This is a genomic window from Paenibacillus sp. J31R34, assembly GCF_059383715.1.
Genome location: NZ_JBXENU010000019.1, coordinates 1 through 15,921, shown reverse-complemented (window position 1 = coordinate 15,921; position 15,921 = coordinate 1). Strand labels below are relative to the sequence as shown.

General features: G+C 40.8%; 13 protein-coding genes. All 13 read right to left on the bottom strand.

Annotated elements, in window-relative coordinates:
* Positions 1-2 precede the first annotated feature (2 nt).
* Positions 3-1,110, bottom strand: a protein-coding gene (gene prfB / locus AC50YG_RS30580) for a peptide chain release factor 2 (RefSeq protein WP_473756453.1) whose coding sequence is annotated in 2 segments (ribosomal slippage) — positions 3-1,037 and positions 1,039-1,110 — 1,107 coding nt in all. Because the reading frame shifts where the segments join, the coding sequence is not laid out codon by codon here.
* A gap of 262 nt (positions 1,111-1,372) precedes the next feature.
* Entirely contained in the window at positions 1,373-3,877 is a 2,505-nt protein-coding gene (gene secA / locus AC50YG_RS30575; protein ID WP_473756452.1) for a preprotein translocase subunit SecA, read from the bottom strand.
* A 313-nt stretch (positions 3,878-4,190) separates the two neighbouring features.
* On the bottom strand, positions 4,191-4,736 hold the full coding sequence (hpf, locus tag AC50YG_RS30570; RefSeq protein WP_046229713.1) for a ribosome hibernation-promoting factor, HPF/YfiA family: 546 nt from the start codon (positions 4,734-4,736) through the stop codon (positions 4,191-4,193).
* Between the two features lie 222 nt (positions 4,737-4,958).
* Positions 4,959-5,156, bottom strand: coding sequence for a cold shock domain-containing protein (locus AC50YG_RS30565; RefSeq protein WP_056036940.1), 198 nt, complete (start codon positions 5,154-5,156; stop codon positions 4,959-4,961).
* A gap of 209 nt (positions 5,157-5,365) precedes the next feature.
* Complete coding sequence (locus AC50YG_RS30560) at positions 5,366-6,535, bottom strand: cytidylyltransferase domain-containing protein (RefSeq protein ID WP_494832481.1); 1,170 nt, start codon at positions 6,533-6,535, stop codon at positions 5,366-5,368.
* Positions 6,520-7,386, bottom strand: a complete 867-nt coding sequence (locus tag AC50YG_RS30555) for an N-acetylneuraminate synthase family protein (RefSeq protein ID WP_494832479.1) — start codon at positions 7,384-7,386, stop codon at positions 6,520-6,522. The genes AC50YG_RS30560 and AC50YG_RS30555 overlap by 16 nt, the downstream gene beginning before the upstream one ends.
* A 50-nt stretch (positions 7,387-7,436) precedes the next feature.
* A complete protein-coding gene (locus AC50YG_RS30550) occupies positions 7,437-8,111 on the bottom strand; it encodes a class I SAM-dependent methyltransferase (RefSeq protein ID WP_494832477.1) in 675 nt (224 codons plus the stop codon).
* Positions 8,112-8,470: 359 nt separating this feature from the next.
* Positions 8,471-10,705, bottom strand: coding sequence for a motility associated factor glycosyltransferase family protein (locus AC50YG_RS30545; RefSeq protein ID WP_494832475.1), 2,235 nt, complete (start codon positions 10,703-10,705; stop codon positions 8,471-8,473).
* Positions 10,705-12,975 carry a motility associated factor glycosyltransferase family protein gene (locus AC50YG_RS30540; protein WP_494832473.1) on the bottom strand — a complete coding sequence of 757 codons (2,271 nt, stop codon included), beginning with the start codon at positions 12,973-12,975 and terminating at the stop codon, positions 10,705-10,707. Before AC50YG_RS30540 ends, AC50YG_RS30545 begins: the two co-directional genes overlap by 1 nt.
* A 109-nt stretch (positions 12,976-13,084) precedes the next feature.
* On the bottom strand, positions 13,085-13,411 hold the full coding sequence (locus tag AC50YG_RS30535; RefSeq protein ID WP_494832471.1) for a hypothetical protein: 327 nt from the start codon (positions 13,409-13,411) through the stop codon (positions 13,085-13,087).
* Positions 13,408-13,803, bottom strand: a complete 396-nt coding sequence (gene fliS, locus AC50YG_RS30530; RefSeq protein ID WP_494832469.1) for a flagellar export chaperone FliS — start codon at positions 13,801-13,803, stop codon at positions 13,408-13,410. The genes AC50YG_RS30535 and fliS overlap by 4 nt, the downstream gene beginning before the upstream one ends.
* 14 nt (positions 13,804-13,817) lie before the next feature.
* Positions 13,818-15,293, bottom strand: coding sequence for a flagellar filament capping protein FliD (gene fliD, locus AC50YG_RS30525; protein ID WP_494832467.1), 1,476 nt, complete (start codon positions 15,291-15,293; stop codon positions 13,818-13,820).
* 17 nt (positions 15,294-15,310) lie between these two features.
* Positions 15,311-15,700, bottom strand: a complete 390-nt coding sequence (locus AC50YG_RS30520; RefSeq protein WP_494832465.1) for a flagellar protein FlaG — start codon at positions 15,698-15,700, stop codon at positions 15,311-15,313.
* Positions 15,701-15,921: the final 221 nt, after the last annotated feature.

The following is a 15,921-nucleotide window of genomic DNA, read 5'->3' as shown; positions in this document are numbered from 1 at the left end:
TGTTAGTCGTGGCGAATTTGATGGCGCAAATATCCGTTGATGAAGGCGTTCAGGTCACCATCCATAACGGCTCCCACATTGCCTGTCTCCACCGATGTGCGATGATCCTTGACCATGCTGTACGGATGAAAAACATAGGAGCGAATTTGGCTGCCCCAGGCAATTTCCGATTGCTCGCCGCGAATTTCCGCGAGATGCTGACGCTGCTCTTCGATTTTCCGCTCATAAAGCTTGGAACGCAGCATATTCATAGCCCGCTCACGGTTCTGAATTTGCGAACGCTCCTGCTGGCAGGCAACGACGATACCCGAGGGGATATGCGTAATACGAATCGCCGATTCCGTCTTGTTGACATGCTGTCCGCCCGCCCCGCTTGCGCGGTATGTATCGACCTTCAAATCCTCGCTGCGAATTTCGATATCGATGTCATCGGTGATTTCCGGTACTACATCGCAAGATGCGAAGGACGTATGACGACGGCCTGACGCATCAAATGGTGAAATACGAACGAGGCGATGTACGCCCTTCTCCGCTTTAAGATAGCCGTAGGCGTTGTAGCCTTTGACCAAAATCGTGACGCTCTTGATGCCTGCCTCATCACCTGGCAGATAATCAAGCAGCTCGACCTTGAAGCCGCTTTTCTCCGCCCAGCGCGTATACATGCGGTACAGCATTTGGCCCCAGTCCTGCGACTCGGTGCCGCCGGCGCCAGGATGCAGCTCAACGATAGCGTTGAGCTTATCATACGGCTGGTTGAGCAGCAGCGTCAGCTCAAAGTCATTCAGCTTGCGCAGCAGCTGGGCTGTTCCTTCCAGCAGCTCAGGCTCAAGCGTCACGTCCTGCTCCTCCTCTGCCAGCTCCAGCATCGTTTGCAAATCTTCCATCTCGCCATTCAAGCGCAAATATTGATCGACGACCGATTTGACCGCATTCATTTCGGAAATCACGTTTTGCGCCTTGTCATTGTCATCCCAAAAATCAGGCGCCGTCATTTTTTCCTCGTAATTTGCGATTAGCTCATTCTTAAGATCTAAGTCAAAGAGACCCCCTGAGATCTTGGAGCCGCTTCGCTATTTCTCGCAAGTCCTGTTTCACCGTTGGTTCTATCATAGCGTACGCTTCACCTCAAATTTCTTATCTTGTCTGGTTGCCCAGCTTTTACTTGAAATATAAGAATTTATAAGTATTTCCCCTTATAAATAGGCTTATATTTCTCCGACAAAGCTCTTCGCACGTCCTAGAAGGACGACGAAGTCGTTTTTGCTTGCTATGCTGCTTTATGGCATAAACGCGCCTGCTGCGAAGCGAAGCAGCTTCTGCCGCATCTCTTTCGCACACTGGCGCGTTAAGCCTTGCCTATCCGATCAGTACCTTATTTACCGTGGCACTGCTTGTATTTCTTGCCGCTGCCGCATGGGCAATCATCATTGCGGCCAACCCGGTCCAGACGCTTCGCCGGACGTTTCTCCTGGCTTTCGCCTGGGCTGTTCGTCGTCGTCTGGCCTTGAGCTACCTCTTGGCGCTCCAGGTTGCTCTCTACGCGCGACTTCATGATATATTTGGCAACTTCCTCTTGAATCGTATCAATCATCGCTTTGAACATCTCAAAGCCCTCAAATTGGTACTCGCGAAGCGGATCTGTGCCGCCGTATGCCCGAAGGTGGATACCTTGGCGCAGCTGGTCCATTGCATCGATATGATCCATCCATTTGCTGTCAACCGCGCGGAGCGAAACGACCTTCTCGAATTCACGCATGGTTGTTTCGCCTAGCTCAGCTTCACGCTCGTCATAGTAAGCAACGACTTTGTCATAAATAAATTGTGTAATTTCCTCAATTTCTTTACCCCAAATGTTGTCTCTTGTGACGGTGCCTTCATTGAGAAGGTTGGCATCTACGTAGTCGATAATAGCTTCCAAATCCCACTCTTCCGGAATATCCTCCGTACAATGAGCTTCAACCGTGCGGCCAATAACCGCTTTAATCATTTCCATGACGATTTCACGGATGTTATCGGAAGTAAGCACGTCCAGACGCTGCTTGTAAATGACTTCGCGCTGCTGGTTCATGACATCATCATATTGGAGAACGACTTTACGCTGGTCGAAGTTGTTTCCTTCTACGCGCTTCTGAGCCGATTCTACTGCACGGGTAATCATCCGGCTTTCGATCGGTTGATCCTCTTCCAGACCAAGACGATCCATCATGGCCATAATGTTATCCGAGCCAAAACGGCGCATCAGTTCATCTTCCAGCGACAAATAAAACTGGGACGAGCCCGGATCGCCTTGACGTCCTGCACGACCACGCAGCTGGTTATCGATCCGGCGGCTCTCATGGCGCTCCGTACCAATAATATGGAGGCCGCCAAAATCAGCTACGCCCTCGCCAAGCATAATGTCGGTACCGCGTCCTGCCATGTTTGTTGCAATCGTAACAGATCCGGCTTGACCGGCACGCGAAATAATTTCAGCCTCTTCCGCATGGAACTTCGCATTGAGTACTTTATGTCCAACGCCGCGGCGCTTAAGCATATCTGCCAGCTTCTCGGAATTTTCAATGGAAATCGTACCAACCAGCACGGGCTGTTTGTTCGCGTGACGAGCAACGATCTCCTCAACAACGGCATTAAACTTGCCTGTTTCCGATTTATAGACGACATCTTGAAGATCTTTACGAATCATGGAACGGTTCGTTGGAACTTGAATAACGTCCAGGCCGTAAATCCGCTTGAACTCTTCTTCCTCCGTCTTCGCCGTACCCGTCATGCCCGCAAGTTTGCGATACATCCGGAAATAGTTCTGGAACGTAATCGTCGCCAAGGTCATGCTCTCATTTTGAACTTTGAGCTGTTCCTTCGCTTCAATCGCTTGATGCAAGCCATCGCTGTATCGACGCCCCGACATTAAACGTCCCGTAAACTCGTCGACGATAATAACCTCGTCATCTTGAACGACATAATCGACATCGCGCTTCATGATAACATTAGCTTTAAGCGCCTGTTGGATATGATGATTGAGCGTCACATTTTCATGATCAAAAAGATTTTCAATATGGAACGCCTTCTCAGCCTTCTCCACGCCTTCTTCCGTCAGCATAACGTTGCGCAGCTTCACATCAATCGTGTAATCCTCTTCCGCCTTCAAACGGCTCAGGAAGCGGTCCGCAGAATAATAAAGATCAGTCGACTTGGCAGCTTGTCCCGAAATAATAAGCGGTGTACGCGCCTCATCGACAAGGATGGAGTCCACTTCATCAATAATTGAGAAATAAAGCGGGCGCTGAACCATTTGTTCTTTGTAGAGAACCATGTTATCGCGCAAGTAATCGAAGCCAAATTCATTGTTCGTACCGTACGTAATATCGCAAGCATAAGCGCTTTGCTTCTCCTCATGCGATAAGCCGTTCAAGTTGCAGCCGACCGTCATGCCGAGGAAATTGTAAAGCTGAGCCATCAGCTGGCTGTCACGGGAGGCCAAATAATCATTGACCGTTACGACGTGTACGCCTTTCTCCAATAGCGCGTTCAAATATACAGGCAGTGTCGCCACGAGCGTTTTACCTTCACCGGTTCTCATCTCAGCGATTTTGCCTTCATGAAGAACGATACCGCCCATCAGCTGCACATCAAAATGACGCATGCCGAGCGTACGCTTCGAAGCTTCACGCGTAACTGCAAAAGCTTCTGGCAATATTTGATCAATCGTCTCCCCTTTAGCAAGGCGAGCTCTGAATTGTGCCGTTTTAGCTGTGAGTTCCTCATCGGACAAAGCCGATACGGTTGACTCCAGTGCATTAATTTCTTCTACTTTACGCGTGAGGCGTTTAACCTCGCGCTCGTTCGCATCACCAAATATTTTTTTCACTAATCCGAGCATGGGGCTTCCCCTTTCACCTTACGCTTGTTTGCCTTAAATTGTAACAGTTTGCAGGATGCACCGCAACGCATCACCATTATTTTCAGGTAAGAATATAATAAACCTTTCGAAAAGAAAAAAGGCGAACCGTCTATGTTTTCAACTGAGTTCATTATACATCGCGCAGAGGGCGAAATCAAAACGTCTACCTATTAAAAAACAGCATTGTCTCCTATGGATAAATGCACCATTCCAAAAAAATGAAAAAGCCTTCCCTCCCGCAGGAGGAAAGGCTTAAAATTGCAATAAATGTATAAGTACGACTGGCCTTGTATTAGCCTTGTTCAATTAATCCATATGTTCCATCATCGCGTTTGTACACGACGTTCACCTCTTCATTAATGCTATTGGCGAATACGAAAAAGTTATGGCCGACCATATTCATTTGCAAAATGGCCTCCTCCACATCCATCGGCTTAAGCAGGAATTTCTTCGTTCTTACGACTTCGAAATCCTCTTCCTCATGCTCGAGAACGCCTACGGCGGAGCCTTCTTCCCTGAATAGCGATTTCACACCGCTGTCATGGCGGAATCTACGGTTAACTTTCGTTTTGTGCTTGCGAATTTGTCTTTCCAGCTTATCCACAACTGTATCAATAGAGGCGTACATGTCGGCACTTTTTTCCTCTGCTCTCAAAAAGTTGCGGGCAATCGGAATCGTGACCTCGACAGCGTGTATGCCTTTCGTCACCGATAAGGTTACGGTTGTTTCGGAGGTAGGGGCTTCAAAATACTTCTCTAAGCGGCCGAGCTTCTTCTCGACATATTCCTTGAGTGCATCTGTCACTTGTAAATGTTGACCTCGAATGATGTATTCCATGGGGCATGCCTCCTTTACATGTTCTTATTATAACATAGTAGGGGAGGTATAGTAAAACTATTTTCTATTAATTTAGAATTTTCTAATAATTTATGTCGAAGGTTTGAACGAGCAGAGATTAACAAGTACCTAGTGCTATTCGGCAAAATAAAAGCCCCGGTTGCCCGGAGCTTAAAGTTACATATAAATGAATCCTATAGACTGGCTATTGCAGCCTGATGATTACAGTTTAGTGACGTTAGCAGCTTGTGGACCGCGTGCGCCTTCTACGATGTCAAATTCAACCGCTTGGCCTTCGTCAAGAGTTTTGAAGCCTTCTGTTTGAATAGCCGAGAAGTGAACGAATACGTCGCCGCCTTGATCAGTTTCGATAAACCCATAACCCTTCTCCGCGTTAAACCATTTAACTTTACCTTGCATGCATAAACAGTCCCTTCATCTTCAAATACTGTGAAACACCTCACTCATGTGGCCCACAATTTGACTATAACACCGCGTTATTAGAATTGTCAAACAATTTATTGTAAGCGAATACATTTCTGTTAAATGCTAATAAAGAAGCGACCTCTACGTGATAAAGATCGCTTCTTTAAACAACTAAATATACTTATTAATAACCACATAAATTCTCAACTTAAACTGGCTATGTATTCACATGCTTCTCGAACAGCACCCTGTCCACCTTTACTTCGTGTAACAATATCGGCTTTTTCTCGAACAGTTATCATAGCATCATTTACTGCGAAAGACAGGCCTACATTCCCCATAACCTCATAATCATTAAGATCATCACCAATATAGGCAACCTCATCAAGCGTTAAACCATGTTTGGCTGCCAGGCTTTTAATGAGCTCTAATTTATTAACGACTCCACAATGAACCTCATCGAGCTTCATTTTTTCAGCTCTACGTCTAACTAATGCTACATCTTCACCTGTAATAATGCCTGTAATGATTTTTTTCTCTCGGAGCAGTGATAGACCAACTGCATCTTTGGTATTAAATTTTTTAACTTCATCACCCAACTCTGAGTAATACATGCCTCCATCTGTAAGCACGCCATCACAGTCCGTTAAAAACATTTTTATGTTTTTAGCGCTTTTCTTGGGAGCCTCAGACTGTCCACGCTTCAAAAGCTGCTCCACGATTAAAAAATCTTCCGGCTCATCGATTTCAAAATAGGACATTTCGTTCATTTCAAAATGGCCTATTCTGCCTGAGATACGATTAGAATGTTCAAGTAGACTCGCTCTGCCGGTGATATAGAAAGCGCCGTTTTCAACTAAATAACCATTAAACTCTTGTCTTCTGGGTCTATATTTATAATTATAATTTTCAGGTGCTACCGTCCCATCAGCATTTTCAGCCCAAATAAATCTTTTTTGTCGAACAACCGACAATAGACTATCAAACGATCCCTCTCTATAGTAAGAAATCGCCTTCCCTAAATCATCTTTGTTTAGCATAGGTGAGGTGGCTTGGATAAACACAACCTCTTCGAATGAGTGGCCCCTTGCAAACTCTAATAATGCTAACTCCGATGACGCATGATCGGTTGCGGTTTCCTCACTACGTTCAATAATTGTCAATTTTTCGCTATCATATAATTTAAGACAATTCCGTATTTCAATAGAGTCTGTCGAAACAAATACTTGATCAATTAAAGGACACGCAACTGCAGCATCAATCGTCCAAAAAATAAGCGGTTTTCCTGCAACAGGCTTTATATTCTTGAGAGGAATGGACTTGCTTCCACCTCTTGCAGGAATAAAGGCTACCGTTCTCATTTGTTTCTCCATTTGAGCTTGTCTCTTTGCACTAATTCAATGTCCAGCATGTCTGTTTCTTTGTAAGTCAGTGATTTTTCGACTGCTTTCAAATCCCGTGCAAGTCTGCGCATACCATCCGGCTCTAAAGAAGCTGCATGGTCTGTGCCTTTCCAAGTACGATTTAGTGTATAGTGACGTTCGATTGTAGTTGCTCCAAGTGTATATGCAGCAATATCGACAGCAATCCCATTATGATGACCAGAAAATCCAATTTCTTTAACCAAATGTCCATAGGCTTTTTGAAGTCTTGATATTTCATATAAACAAACATCCTCGAACGGCACAGGGTATCCAGACGTACAGCTATACAGCACTACATCTTGCGCACGTTTGTTTTTCACAAAGAAATCAATAATGCCTGCTTCTTCATCCTTGGTTGTCATACCAAGCGACAAATGAATTTCTCCTCCGTATTCCTCACACAAATATCCGAGCATATCAAAATGAAGATTAATCGCCGATGGAATTTTAATAAAGCTCGGGTTAATAGAGGCAATTTCCTTAGCTGAAGTGAAATCCCAAACCGAGGTACTGTATTGAAGCCCCGCTTCTTCACACCACTGTTTAAGCTGTTTATGTTGTTCTACGTCAAATTCTAAAAATTCACGATGTTCGCCATATGTATTTCCGTAGGAGTTATAAGGATTTGGATGCGGTGTATCGTACTGCTCTGGAGTCAGTAATTCTCTATTATTACGTTTTTGAAATTTTACAGCATCGACCTTACAGAACACAGCCGCTGTTACAATTAACTCCTTAGCAATTTCCATGTCACCTTTATGATTACAGCCTACCTCAGCAATTACTCTTGGTGTTTTCATATGAAACCTCCTGAAATTTTAGTTGTATTTTTCCTGAAGTAATCCAGAACTTATATTGTAATACAAGCAAATAATGTGTCGCACATTCCTATGCTTGCCAATTGTTTCTCATAAGCAGAATGAAGTTGCGGATCATTAAGTCCACCCCATTGTTGATGGCCGCCAGGTTTTCCCTCTGATAACCAATGCAAATGATTAGCTAAAGGATATCTCTGTACCTGTTTGATATATTGCACCTTAAAACCCGCCTCTTGAACGACTTTCCCTAAAGTTTCAGGGGTGAACAAAAAGAGATGACAACTCCAATAAGTGAATTTCGCAAACGCTTCACTTTTATAGAACTTCAACAAAGCGTCATTTGCGCTTGGCACTTCAATAATAATTTTCCCTTTATGATTGAGTGCTTCTCCTAATTTTTTCAGCATAATAACAGGATCTTTCAAATGCTCCAATACGTGAAAAAGGGTAATGAGATCATATCGGTCCTCAATAAAATCAATAGATTCGAACACCTTTAATCCCTGATCTTCTTGCAATGAATTACGAATCGCTTTATCTAATTCTACGCCTGCAATGCGATCAGCATAGGATTCGGCAAGTGATAAAAAACCTCCCCCTCCGCAACCAAAATCCAATATTGATTTTGCTGCTATTTCATCCTTCAGAGCATTCAGTCTTCTCGAATCATCAATTAATGAGCGTTTTCTGTATTCATTTAAATTCACTTTCCCTCCTAGCATCATAGATTCTTCGTAAAAGCTCTCATTAATATGATCGAAGGAGGAGAGGTATACCAAACCACACACAGGGCATTCCATGACATCAATGAGCGGGTTATCACGTACTCCCTTATGTCTCAATTCACCGCTCTGGGAGCCGCATAAGTAGCACTGGGTTGTTTTAATCATTTCAGCCAGAGTTTATTCCTCCTATTTACTTCGCTTTGGTATCCAGCACTTTATTAGAATTAGCTATAATCTATATATCGGCAAGCATCGATGAATAAATAAGAAAGACTGTCAGGAAATTACCTCCTAACAGTCTTTTTCATTCTACTATTTTTAGCAGTCCTGTACTTCGACAGTTAATAGCGAATAGCCGCTACTAAATCCTCTAATTCATTCATTTGATTTATCATTACTTCAACGAGAGGGAGCATGTATTTTTGATAGAAAATGATTTGCTGCTCTATTCCTTTAGCTGCTGTGAGTTTCTCCAGATTTCGCTCAAACTTTTCAATTTCTATTCGGCAAGATTGAATATATACACCATTAAAAATATCACCTTTAACAATTACTTCCCAATCTCCATCAATAGCCTCAATAGCATTCATACATCGCTTTAAATTCTGATTATATAATTGATCAAGTGAATTTATAGTTTCGATAATTCGATTCAAGTGAAGTGCACAAATAGACAAGCTATCAGGCAATTGTTTTAGTCTTTTTAAAATGACATCATGATGGCTAAACTTAACTTTTTCCGTTGCTCGCAACATATCATAGAAATAATGATCAGAAATTTTGTTGCTCTGCTTTCGTGAATATACCGATTCCAATGACTCCCATTGCGTGTGCTTTATTTTTGCACCCCGATTAGACGTATTAATAAATTCCACATCGGAAATAGACCCCATTAGCTCTTCAATATCCGCCAATGTTACTGCTAATGTAGCTGTAGTAGAATTAAAAGAACCCTTTACATTTTTCACATTTAATCTAGCATCAGATAACTTGTTTTCCACTTCCGCATCTGTAACATGTTTGGCACCGGCAGCATATATTTTATTTTCGAAATATGAAAAATCCTGGCCGGCTAAAACCACTTCCTTGCATCCCATATAGGCAGCAGCCTGTATCGCTGTCCCTGTTACAGAATGCGTTGAACGAAATATAACATCTTCATTAGTCAAACTAAAAAAATGTTTGGATACCCAGTCTGTGCCTACAAACAAGTGACATAATTGCTGCTCCGGGAGGTTTTTCAAAATCCCGTGATGTACTGTTGGTGAATATAGCAACGGTATACTGGTCAGGTCTAAATGGTTGAAAGCATTAAGGTTTCCTTCTGATCCATCTACTGTAACAATCAAATGCGGCTCTATTTGATGATAAAGTAATGTTTGAATCGCTGTACCAGCAGCAATGATTATTGCATGATTTTTAAGCTTCTTCAAATAATTAATGTCTTCTTCGAGTGAAGGCCCTGCGCCAACAATGACTACAGTAGTGTTAATTAAAGCAATCTTGAGGCTAGATATATTCGGCGTTTTGAGAGTAACAGCCATATTCCAAAGACCATTTTTCACCCATTGCATGCCATATTTATTATTAATATTCACATGATTATTATAATTTAAATATTCAATTGTTGCTTGTTCATCAAATGCCAGTTTCTCTGTTTTAAACAATTTCTCATATACAGGGGAAGATAACATTCTAAATTCTTCTCCAACAGAACAAGCATATCGCAGCAACATTTCTTTTATTTGATTTTTATTAGACCCGATTACAAAATCCACAATATTCACTGAGGAAAAGAAGTTCTCCAAATCAAGAACATATAATGCGGCCGAAAAAACTTGTGTGTCAGGTTCATAAATAGCAAAGCGGCTTTCTGTATATTTTTTTGCATACTCCTGAATATAATAACCAAGACCAAATCCAAAAAATAACACTTCGGACAGCTTAGCTTGCTCTTGTTTCCTATTAATAAGATTAGCCCATTCTCTTGCCTCAAGTTCCGGATCATATTCACTATACAAACTGATCTTGCCATGAACTGAATTCGAAATAAGTAAATTCGCATTGCCGTTTCTCGCATAAGAAAGTTGATACGTTTGAACATCCCGAATTTCCGAGCTCAGTTGGTCATAGATATGTTGATAATCTCTTTTCAAAAACTGCATATTTTTATTAAACAGTTGTTCTTGATAAACTTTAGGAGCCCCTAGTTCCGCCAGAAGCTGTTCCAAAATAGGAATAAGCTCATACTGTATACAATCAGCTGCTCTCGTATAATCTTCAAGATCCATTAATTGATTGAGCATTTTAAATTTCAAACTCAAATCATTTAATGCGCGTTGTATGGCTTGATGCGAAACTATGTTTAAATGATTCTCACTAATATCTTGATCAATAGAATAAAGGGCTTTATACAGATCGTCCATTCCTTCGACCACTTCTCCAAATGGTCCCCATACTTGTTCTAGATCAGAAGAGTGTAACCATAAAATTACGGTTTTACTAGCTTCAATAAGCTTAGGAAGGAAAGGTTTAATATCTTCTATGTACTCTTCAATAGAGATTAGCTGACTCATTAGCTTCCCCTTTCCAAATTCTCAATTGCTTTTAATTTTTCTATTGTTTTATCTGTTACTTCTTTAAGCAAAGGAATTTTACTGATCATGTTAGCAACGAGTGGCTGCATGATTTCTTTCGCTAATGCCGCTTTTTTTATGATATTCTTCTCATTTGCCAGCTCCGGTACATCGCGTTCAAAATTATTAATTTGATTCCGAAAGAGCATATAACAAAAAGCTTTAAACGGCGCACTTCCAACAGCTGCTCCCCATTCGATATTTACCGCATCAATAGCTTTCATGCTTTTAAGCGGGCTCTTCCTGCTCATATCAGCTGCTTTCTCAATATTTTTCTTAATTCTTTTCAATTGTTCTTCAAATAATTCGATTTGCTTTGGAAGCTGTAATACACTTCTACTAATATTCTTAATTCGTACAACATCGTATCTTTGCATTTCCCTAATTTCTTTTTGTAAAAACTCGGGCTGTACAAGCCTTTTATCTAAGCGTTCTAAAACCTTTTCCATTAATTCAAAACGGGTATTACGAATTTTAGCGCCTTTTTTTGAAGTATTTATAAAATGAATATCCGGATATGATTCTAATAATTCTCCGATATCCTCTAGAGTCAATTTCATAATTTTATTCGTTCGATTTAAAGTACCTTGGACATTTTCAACCGTCAATTCTGCTCGATTAATCGTTTGTGACATATGCTGCTCTGACAAGTGCCGCGATCCAGGAGCATACATATTTTCTGTAGGATACGATAGATCCTGCCCAGTAAATATAATTTCTTTGCACCCCATAAAGGCCGCTGCTTGTATAGCTGTACCTGTAACCGAATGATTGGATTTAAATACAGGATCTTCCTTAGATAAATCAAAGAAGAATTGGGTAATGAAATCATTTCCAAAGTGAACATGAAACAAATGATCTTTTTTCTTGTCAAGGATACTATGCTTCAACATGGGCGTAAACAATAATGGTATTCCAGCAATGTCTAAATTTTTGAAAATATCGTTATTTGATTCAGAACCATCCATGCTCACAATCAAGTGAGGTCTAATTCCAAAATGCAGCAGAGATTGTATAGTAGAACCAGCTGCAATAATAAAGGCATGATTTTTGAGTTTACGTAAATTTTCAATATCGTCCGCTAGGGAAGGTCCTGCTCCTACAATTACCGCTGTCACATCTGCAAATTTATCTTTCAGCCCTAGGATAGATGGAGAATATAGGGTCTGCGGTAAATTATACATACTATTTTCAAGCCACTCTTGCCCATATTTTTCATACATCGAGAGGGAGCTGCTATAGTTTAAAATAGCTAGTTTGGCATCATTGGTAAACTCAAAAACGACTTTCTCCATCATTTTTTTATAAATGGGGAGGACAATAATCTCTACTTCGCCCTTTATAAACTTCATAAATCGGTATAACATACTTGCGCGGGTAGCGGATCCACCTCCAACGGCAAACTCTTTAATACTAGGCAGATCGAGAACCTTCCTCAGATCAATACAATACATAGCAGCAAGTAAAACTTGCTCATCTGGTTCATATATATAGATATTATGGTCTGGAAATGTATTCGCATATTCCGCTAGATGATATCCACATCCAAAACCGTACATAATGATCTCAGATTTTTGATCCACCTTCTGGGATGTATGCTGCATCCAAAAATTCACTTCATTATTTGGATCGTATTCGCTATATAGATAAAAAGGCCGCCCATCTTCTGTAATCAAAAACAAATTAGACTGACCGTTTCTAGCATTCAATGTTTGATATCGCTCTGTATTTCTGGTCAATTCAATTATTACTTTATGAACAAGAGGATATTTTCGAGCCAGATAATCAAGGTTTTGCGAAAAAAACTTATCCTGACGGGCTCTATTGCCCCCTTCACCTAACTCTAATAGAAGCTGCTTGAATAAAGGGATCAACTCAAACTGAATACAGTCACTTGCCCCCAGATAATGTTCCTCATCCATTTTAATATTTAATAGTTGAAATTTTTCACTTAATTCTACAGAATATCTATTGAAAGTTCCATGTAACGCATGAGCTACATTCATACTCTGAAGGCTTGTATCTATTGTATTTAAAGTTCGATATAAATCATTCATACCTTCTAGGCTATCTGAAAATAACTCCCAAAACCCCTCTGTTAATGGTTCATATAACAATTGCTGAACAGATTCTAAAGCAGCAATCAGCTTAGGCAAAAACAGGCTAATGTCCTCAATAATCTCTTTAATATCCCCCTGGCTCTGCTCCATACATAAGCTCCTCACTATACTTAATAAGAAATATGGTTGTTAAAAAACATAAACCGCCAGAGCATTACTCCGACGGTTTAAATAGTCTGCCCTCTAAATGATGATCATTTCACTCTTTATAATCAACAAAATAACTTTCTGATGAATAGGCCTGTTCGTATCTTTGCTTTTGGACACGATGCATCTTAATTCTATTTAAGCCCAAAGCTGCCTCATCCTTTAACTCATGCATTCGTTTTGTTATGGTATTGTCATACTCGCCAATCAAACGAATTATCGCCTTCATCTCTTCTGAAACCTGGTTTTGCATGTGGAGCTCTTCTATAACGTCAGTCCTTAATAACAATAATTCTGTCAGTTCTTCTTGGCTGACTTCAGAGATCACTCCGGCGAGTTGCCGAGTTTGAGCATACAAAGATTGCAAAGTAGAAATCATTGCCTGACTCCAGTTGCATTGTCGGCGGCAGCAACTTTAATTGCTTCCTTCCATGTATCACGAAACTCTTGCAAATAACCTAGTACTTCCTTGGCCGCAGCAACATCTTTCTTCATATTAGCCTGAATTAACAGATGAAGCATATACTCATAAATACGTAAGAGTTCCTTCGAAATATCGAAACTGGAGTCAAGTGAAGCCATTAGTTCGTGGATAATGGCTTGAGTCTTTTTCAAATTTTTGTTTGTGCTCTCAACATCTCTCTTCTCCAAGCCGTCAATTGCCGCTTTTGTAAATCGAATGGCTCCTTCATATAGCATAATAATAAGCTGACCAGGTGTCGCTGTCTGTACAGAGGACTGCTGATAAATTTGATACGGCGAGTTTAACAAACCGTTTCACTCCTTTAGCTGGAAAAACTTGATAATGCTGATGACTGGGTGTTAAAACTACTGATAGCTTTCTCCATTGCGCTGAACTGTTTAAAATACTGCGTTTCTATGCTGTTCAATTTGGAAAGCATGCGGCTTTCCTGTTCCTTCATGGCTCGTAATTGTGTACTGATTAAAGAACTTTCAAGAAAGGCCACGCTTGTGTCCGACTGTACCATTGAAGTTCCGGCTTTAGTATTTAGAGTTTTTAAAGCTGTCATTGAAGATGTTGACATTTTGGCAAATACACCCGATGTAGAACTTCCGGGAGATTTATCTGTACTTGTAGCCGTAAACATATTAATCACTTTCTCGGGATCAACTTCCAAAGCGCTTCTTAACTTATTCTCATCTAATACAAGCTTTCCTTTCTCAGAATAAGAGCCCGTTGTAATCCCAATAGAAACTTTTTTCCCATTACCGTCTACATAACCCGCTACTAAGGATGTTGCAGCAATCCGGAAATCAGAAAGCATGGAGCTGAGCGTACTATCGTTTCGTAATGAGCCACTGCGAGCTTTCTCTTCCCATTGCTTTATTTCATCCTCTGTCATTGCTTTCTTCTCATCTGAAGTCAATGGCTTATAATTTCTGTTTACTGCTTCAGATAGTTCGGAGTTTACAGAAGCAATCAAACTATTGTATTCAGTAACAAAAGATTTAATAGTATCCATTATTTTAGTTGTATCCTGAACAGCAGCAATTGTTGTTGAAGATGTAGACTGCGCTTTAACAGTAAAATCAAAGCCGTTAACTGCAAATCTATTATTCGCTTGCTTGTAACTTATTCCATTTACTATAAATTCTGCATCTGTACCGCCTTGCCCCCCAGTTGGTGTCAGATTTTCAAATACATTGTCTTGAAAGGTTAATTGGTTCTCTCCTGTCTGAGTAGCAGACATGGAGAATTGCCCAGAAGTCGCATCATACAGTGCTGTAGCTTTAAGTGTGCTCACATTGGAATTAATACTTTTAGCTAGATCACTTAATGTGGCATCTTTTGAAACTTGGATGGTTTTATTATTAATGGTGATATCTACTGTGCTTGATCCTACTCCAGACAAAGTAAAACCCAGATCCTCTAATGTTTTGACCTTATCTGTAGCAGAAAATGTAAATACGCTATTAGCAGCAGTAGCCACTTTGCTGACAGTTACATTCAAAGCACCATTTGCTGTAGAGCTTGTTGAATTAATGGTCAATGCATTGGAATCACCAGTTACTTGTGATGTTTTAGCGCTAATCGCATTCGAGATGTTAAAACTGGAGAGCTTATTATTACGGAAATCGACGATTTTAGAGCTAATCGAACGATATTCCTCCTGCTGCCACTCAAGTTTTGTCCGTTTTTTAATCATATTGTCATAACTGGCTCTACGGGCCTTCATCATCTCTTTGACCATGCTGTCAACATCCATACCAGAAGCTAAACCTGTTATTCTATTAGCCATTTGCCTAATCCCTCCTTCTAAATTTTCTCATCAATTAAAATACCATTTACCATACCATTTAGCTCCATCAGCTTTGCCGCCATATCAAGCAGCTTTTCTTCTGGAATTTCACGAATTACCTCTCCTGTACCTTTATCTTTGATCTTATAGATAATGTGGTTCGTCTCTTCATGCACAGAGCGTTCGACAGTAGTCTCTGGTCCACTAAGAGTCTCTATAACCCGCTCTACATTTTTTGTGAGCAGTTGTTCCTCGCCATGTATCGCTGCTACTTGCGTGAAGCCGTCTATTGAACTACCAGGCCCACCTATAGCCCCTATTGCTCCAGTAATCGGTTTGATTTGACTAGCCGCTGCTGTCTTCTCTGTTGCGTATCCGGTTGTGGTATTTGCAGATGAAATATTCATCTAAATTCCCCACCTCTATTAAAATGATTTTCTATAATCTATATCGGATTAAAATCCGTCGTTTATTAGTTTTTCTATTAAAATTTAATTTGAAAAATGCTTGTTTATAGAAAAAAGAGGCCCTAGATAATCTAAGGCCTCTTCGCTCAAAGCAACAATTATTGCAGCAAGGACAATACGCCTTGTGGTTGCGAGTTTGCTTGAGCAAGCATCGATTGGGA

What these genes read in the sequence shown, in the direction of transcription:
- AC50YG_RS30560 (WP_494832481.1), bottom strand. Translation starts at nt 6,535, where the DNA reads ATGGAGAAACAAATGAGAACGGTAGCCTTTATTCCTGCAAGAGGTGGA.
- AC50YG_RS30555 (WP_494832479.1), bottom strand. Translation starts at nt 7,386, where the DNA reads ATGAAAACACCAAGAGTAATTGCTGAGGTAGGCTGTAATCATAAAGGT.
- AC50YG_RS30520 (WP_494832465.1), bottom strand. Translation starts at nt 15,700, where the DNA reads ATGAATATTTCATCTGCAAATACCACAACCGGATACGCAACAGAGAAG.
- AC50YG_RS30565 (WP_056036940.1), bottom strand. Translation starts at nt 5,156, where the DNA reads ATGCAAGGTAAAGTTAAATGGTTTAACGCGGAGAAGGGTTATGGGTTT.
- AC50YG_RS30535 (WP_494832471.1), bottom strand. Translation starts at nt 13,411, where the DNA reads ATGATTTCTACTTTGCAATCTTTGTATGCTCAAACTCGGCAACTCGCC.
- AC50YG_RS30540 (WP_494832473.1), bottom strand. Translation starts at nt 12,975, where the DNA reads ATGGAGCAGAGCCAGGGGGATATTAAAGAGATTATTGAGGACATTAGC.
- hpf (WP_046229713.1), bottom strand. Translation starts at nt 4,736, where the DNA reads ATGGAATACATCATTCGAGGTCAACATTTACAAGTGACAGATGCACTC.
- secA (WP_473756452.1), bottom strand. Translation starts at nt 3,877, where the DNA reads ATGCTCGGATTAGTGAAAAAAATATTTGGTGATGCGAACGAGCGCGAG.
- fliD (WP_494832467.1), bottom strand. Translation starts at nt 15,293, where the DNA reads ATGGCTAATAGAATAACAGGTTTAGCTTCTGGTATGGATGTTGACAGC.
- AC50YG_RS30545 (WP_494832475.1), bottom strand. Translation starts at nt 10,705, where the DNA reads ATGAGTCAGCTAATCTCTATTGAAGAGTACATAGAAGATATTAAACCT.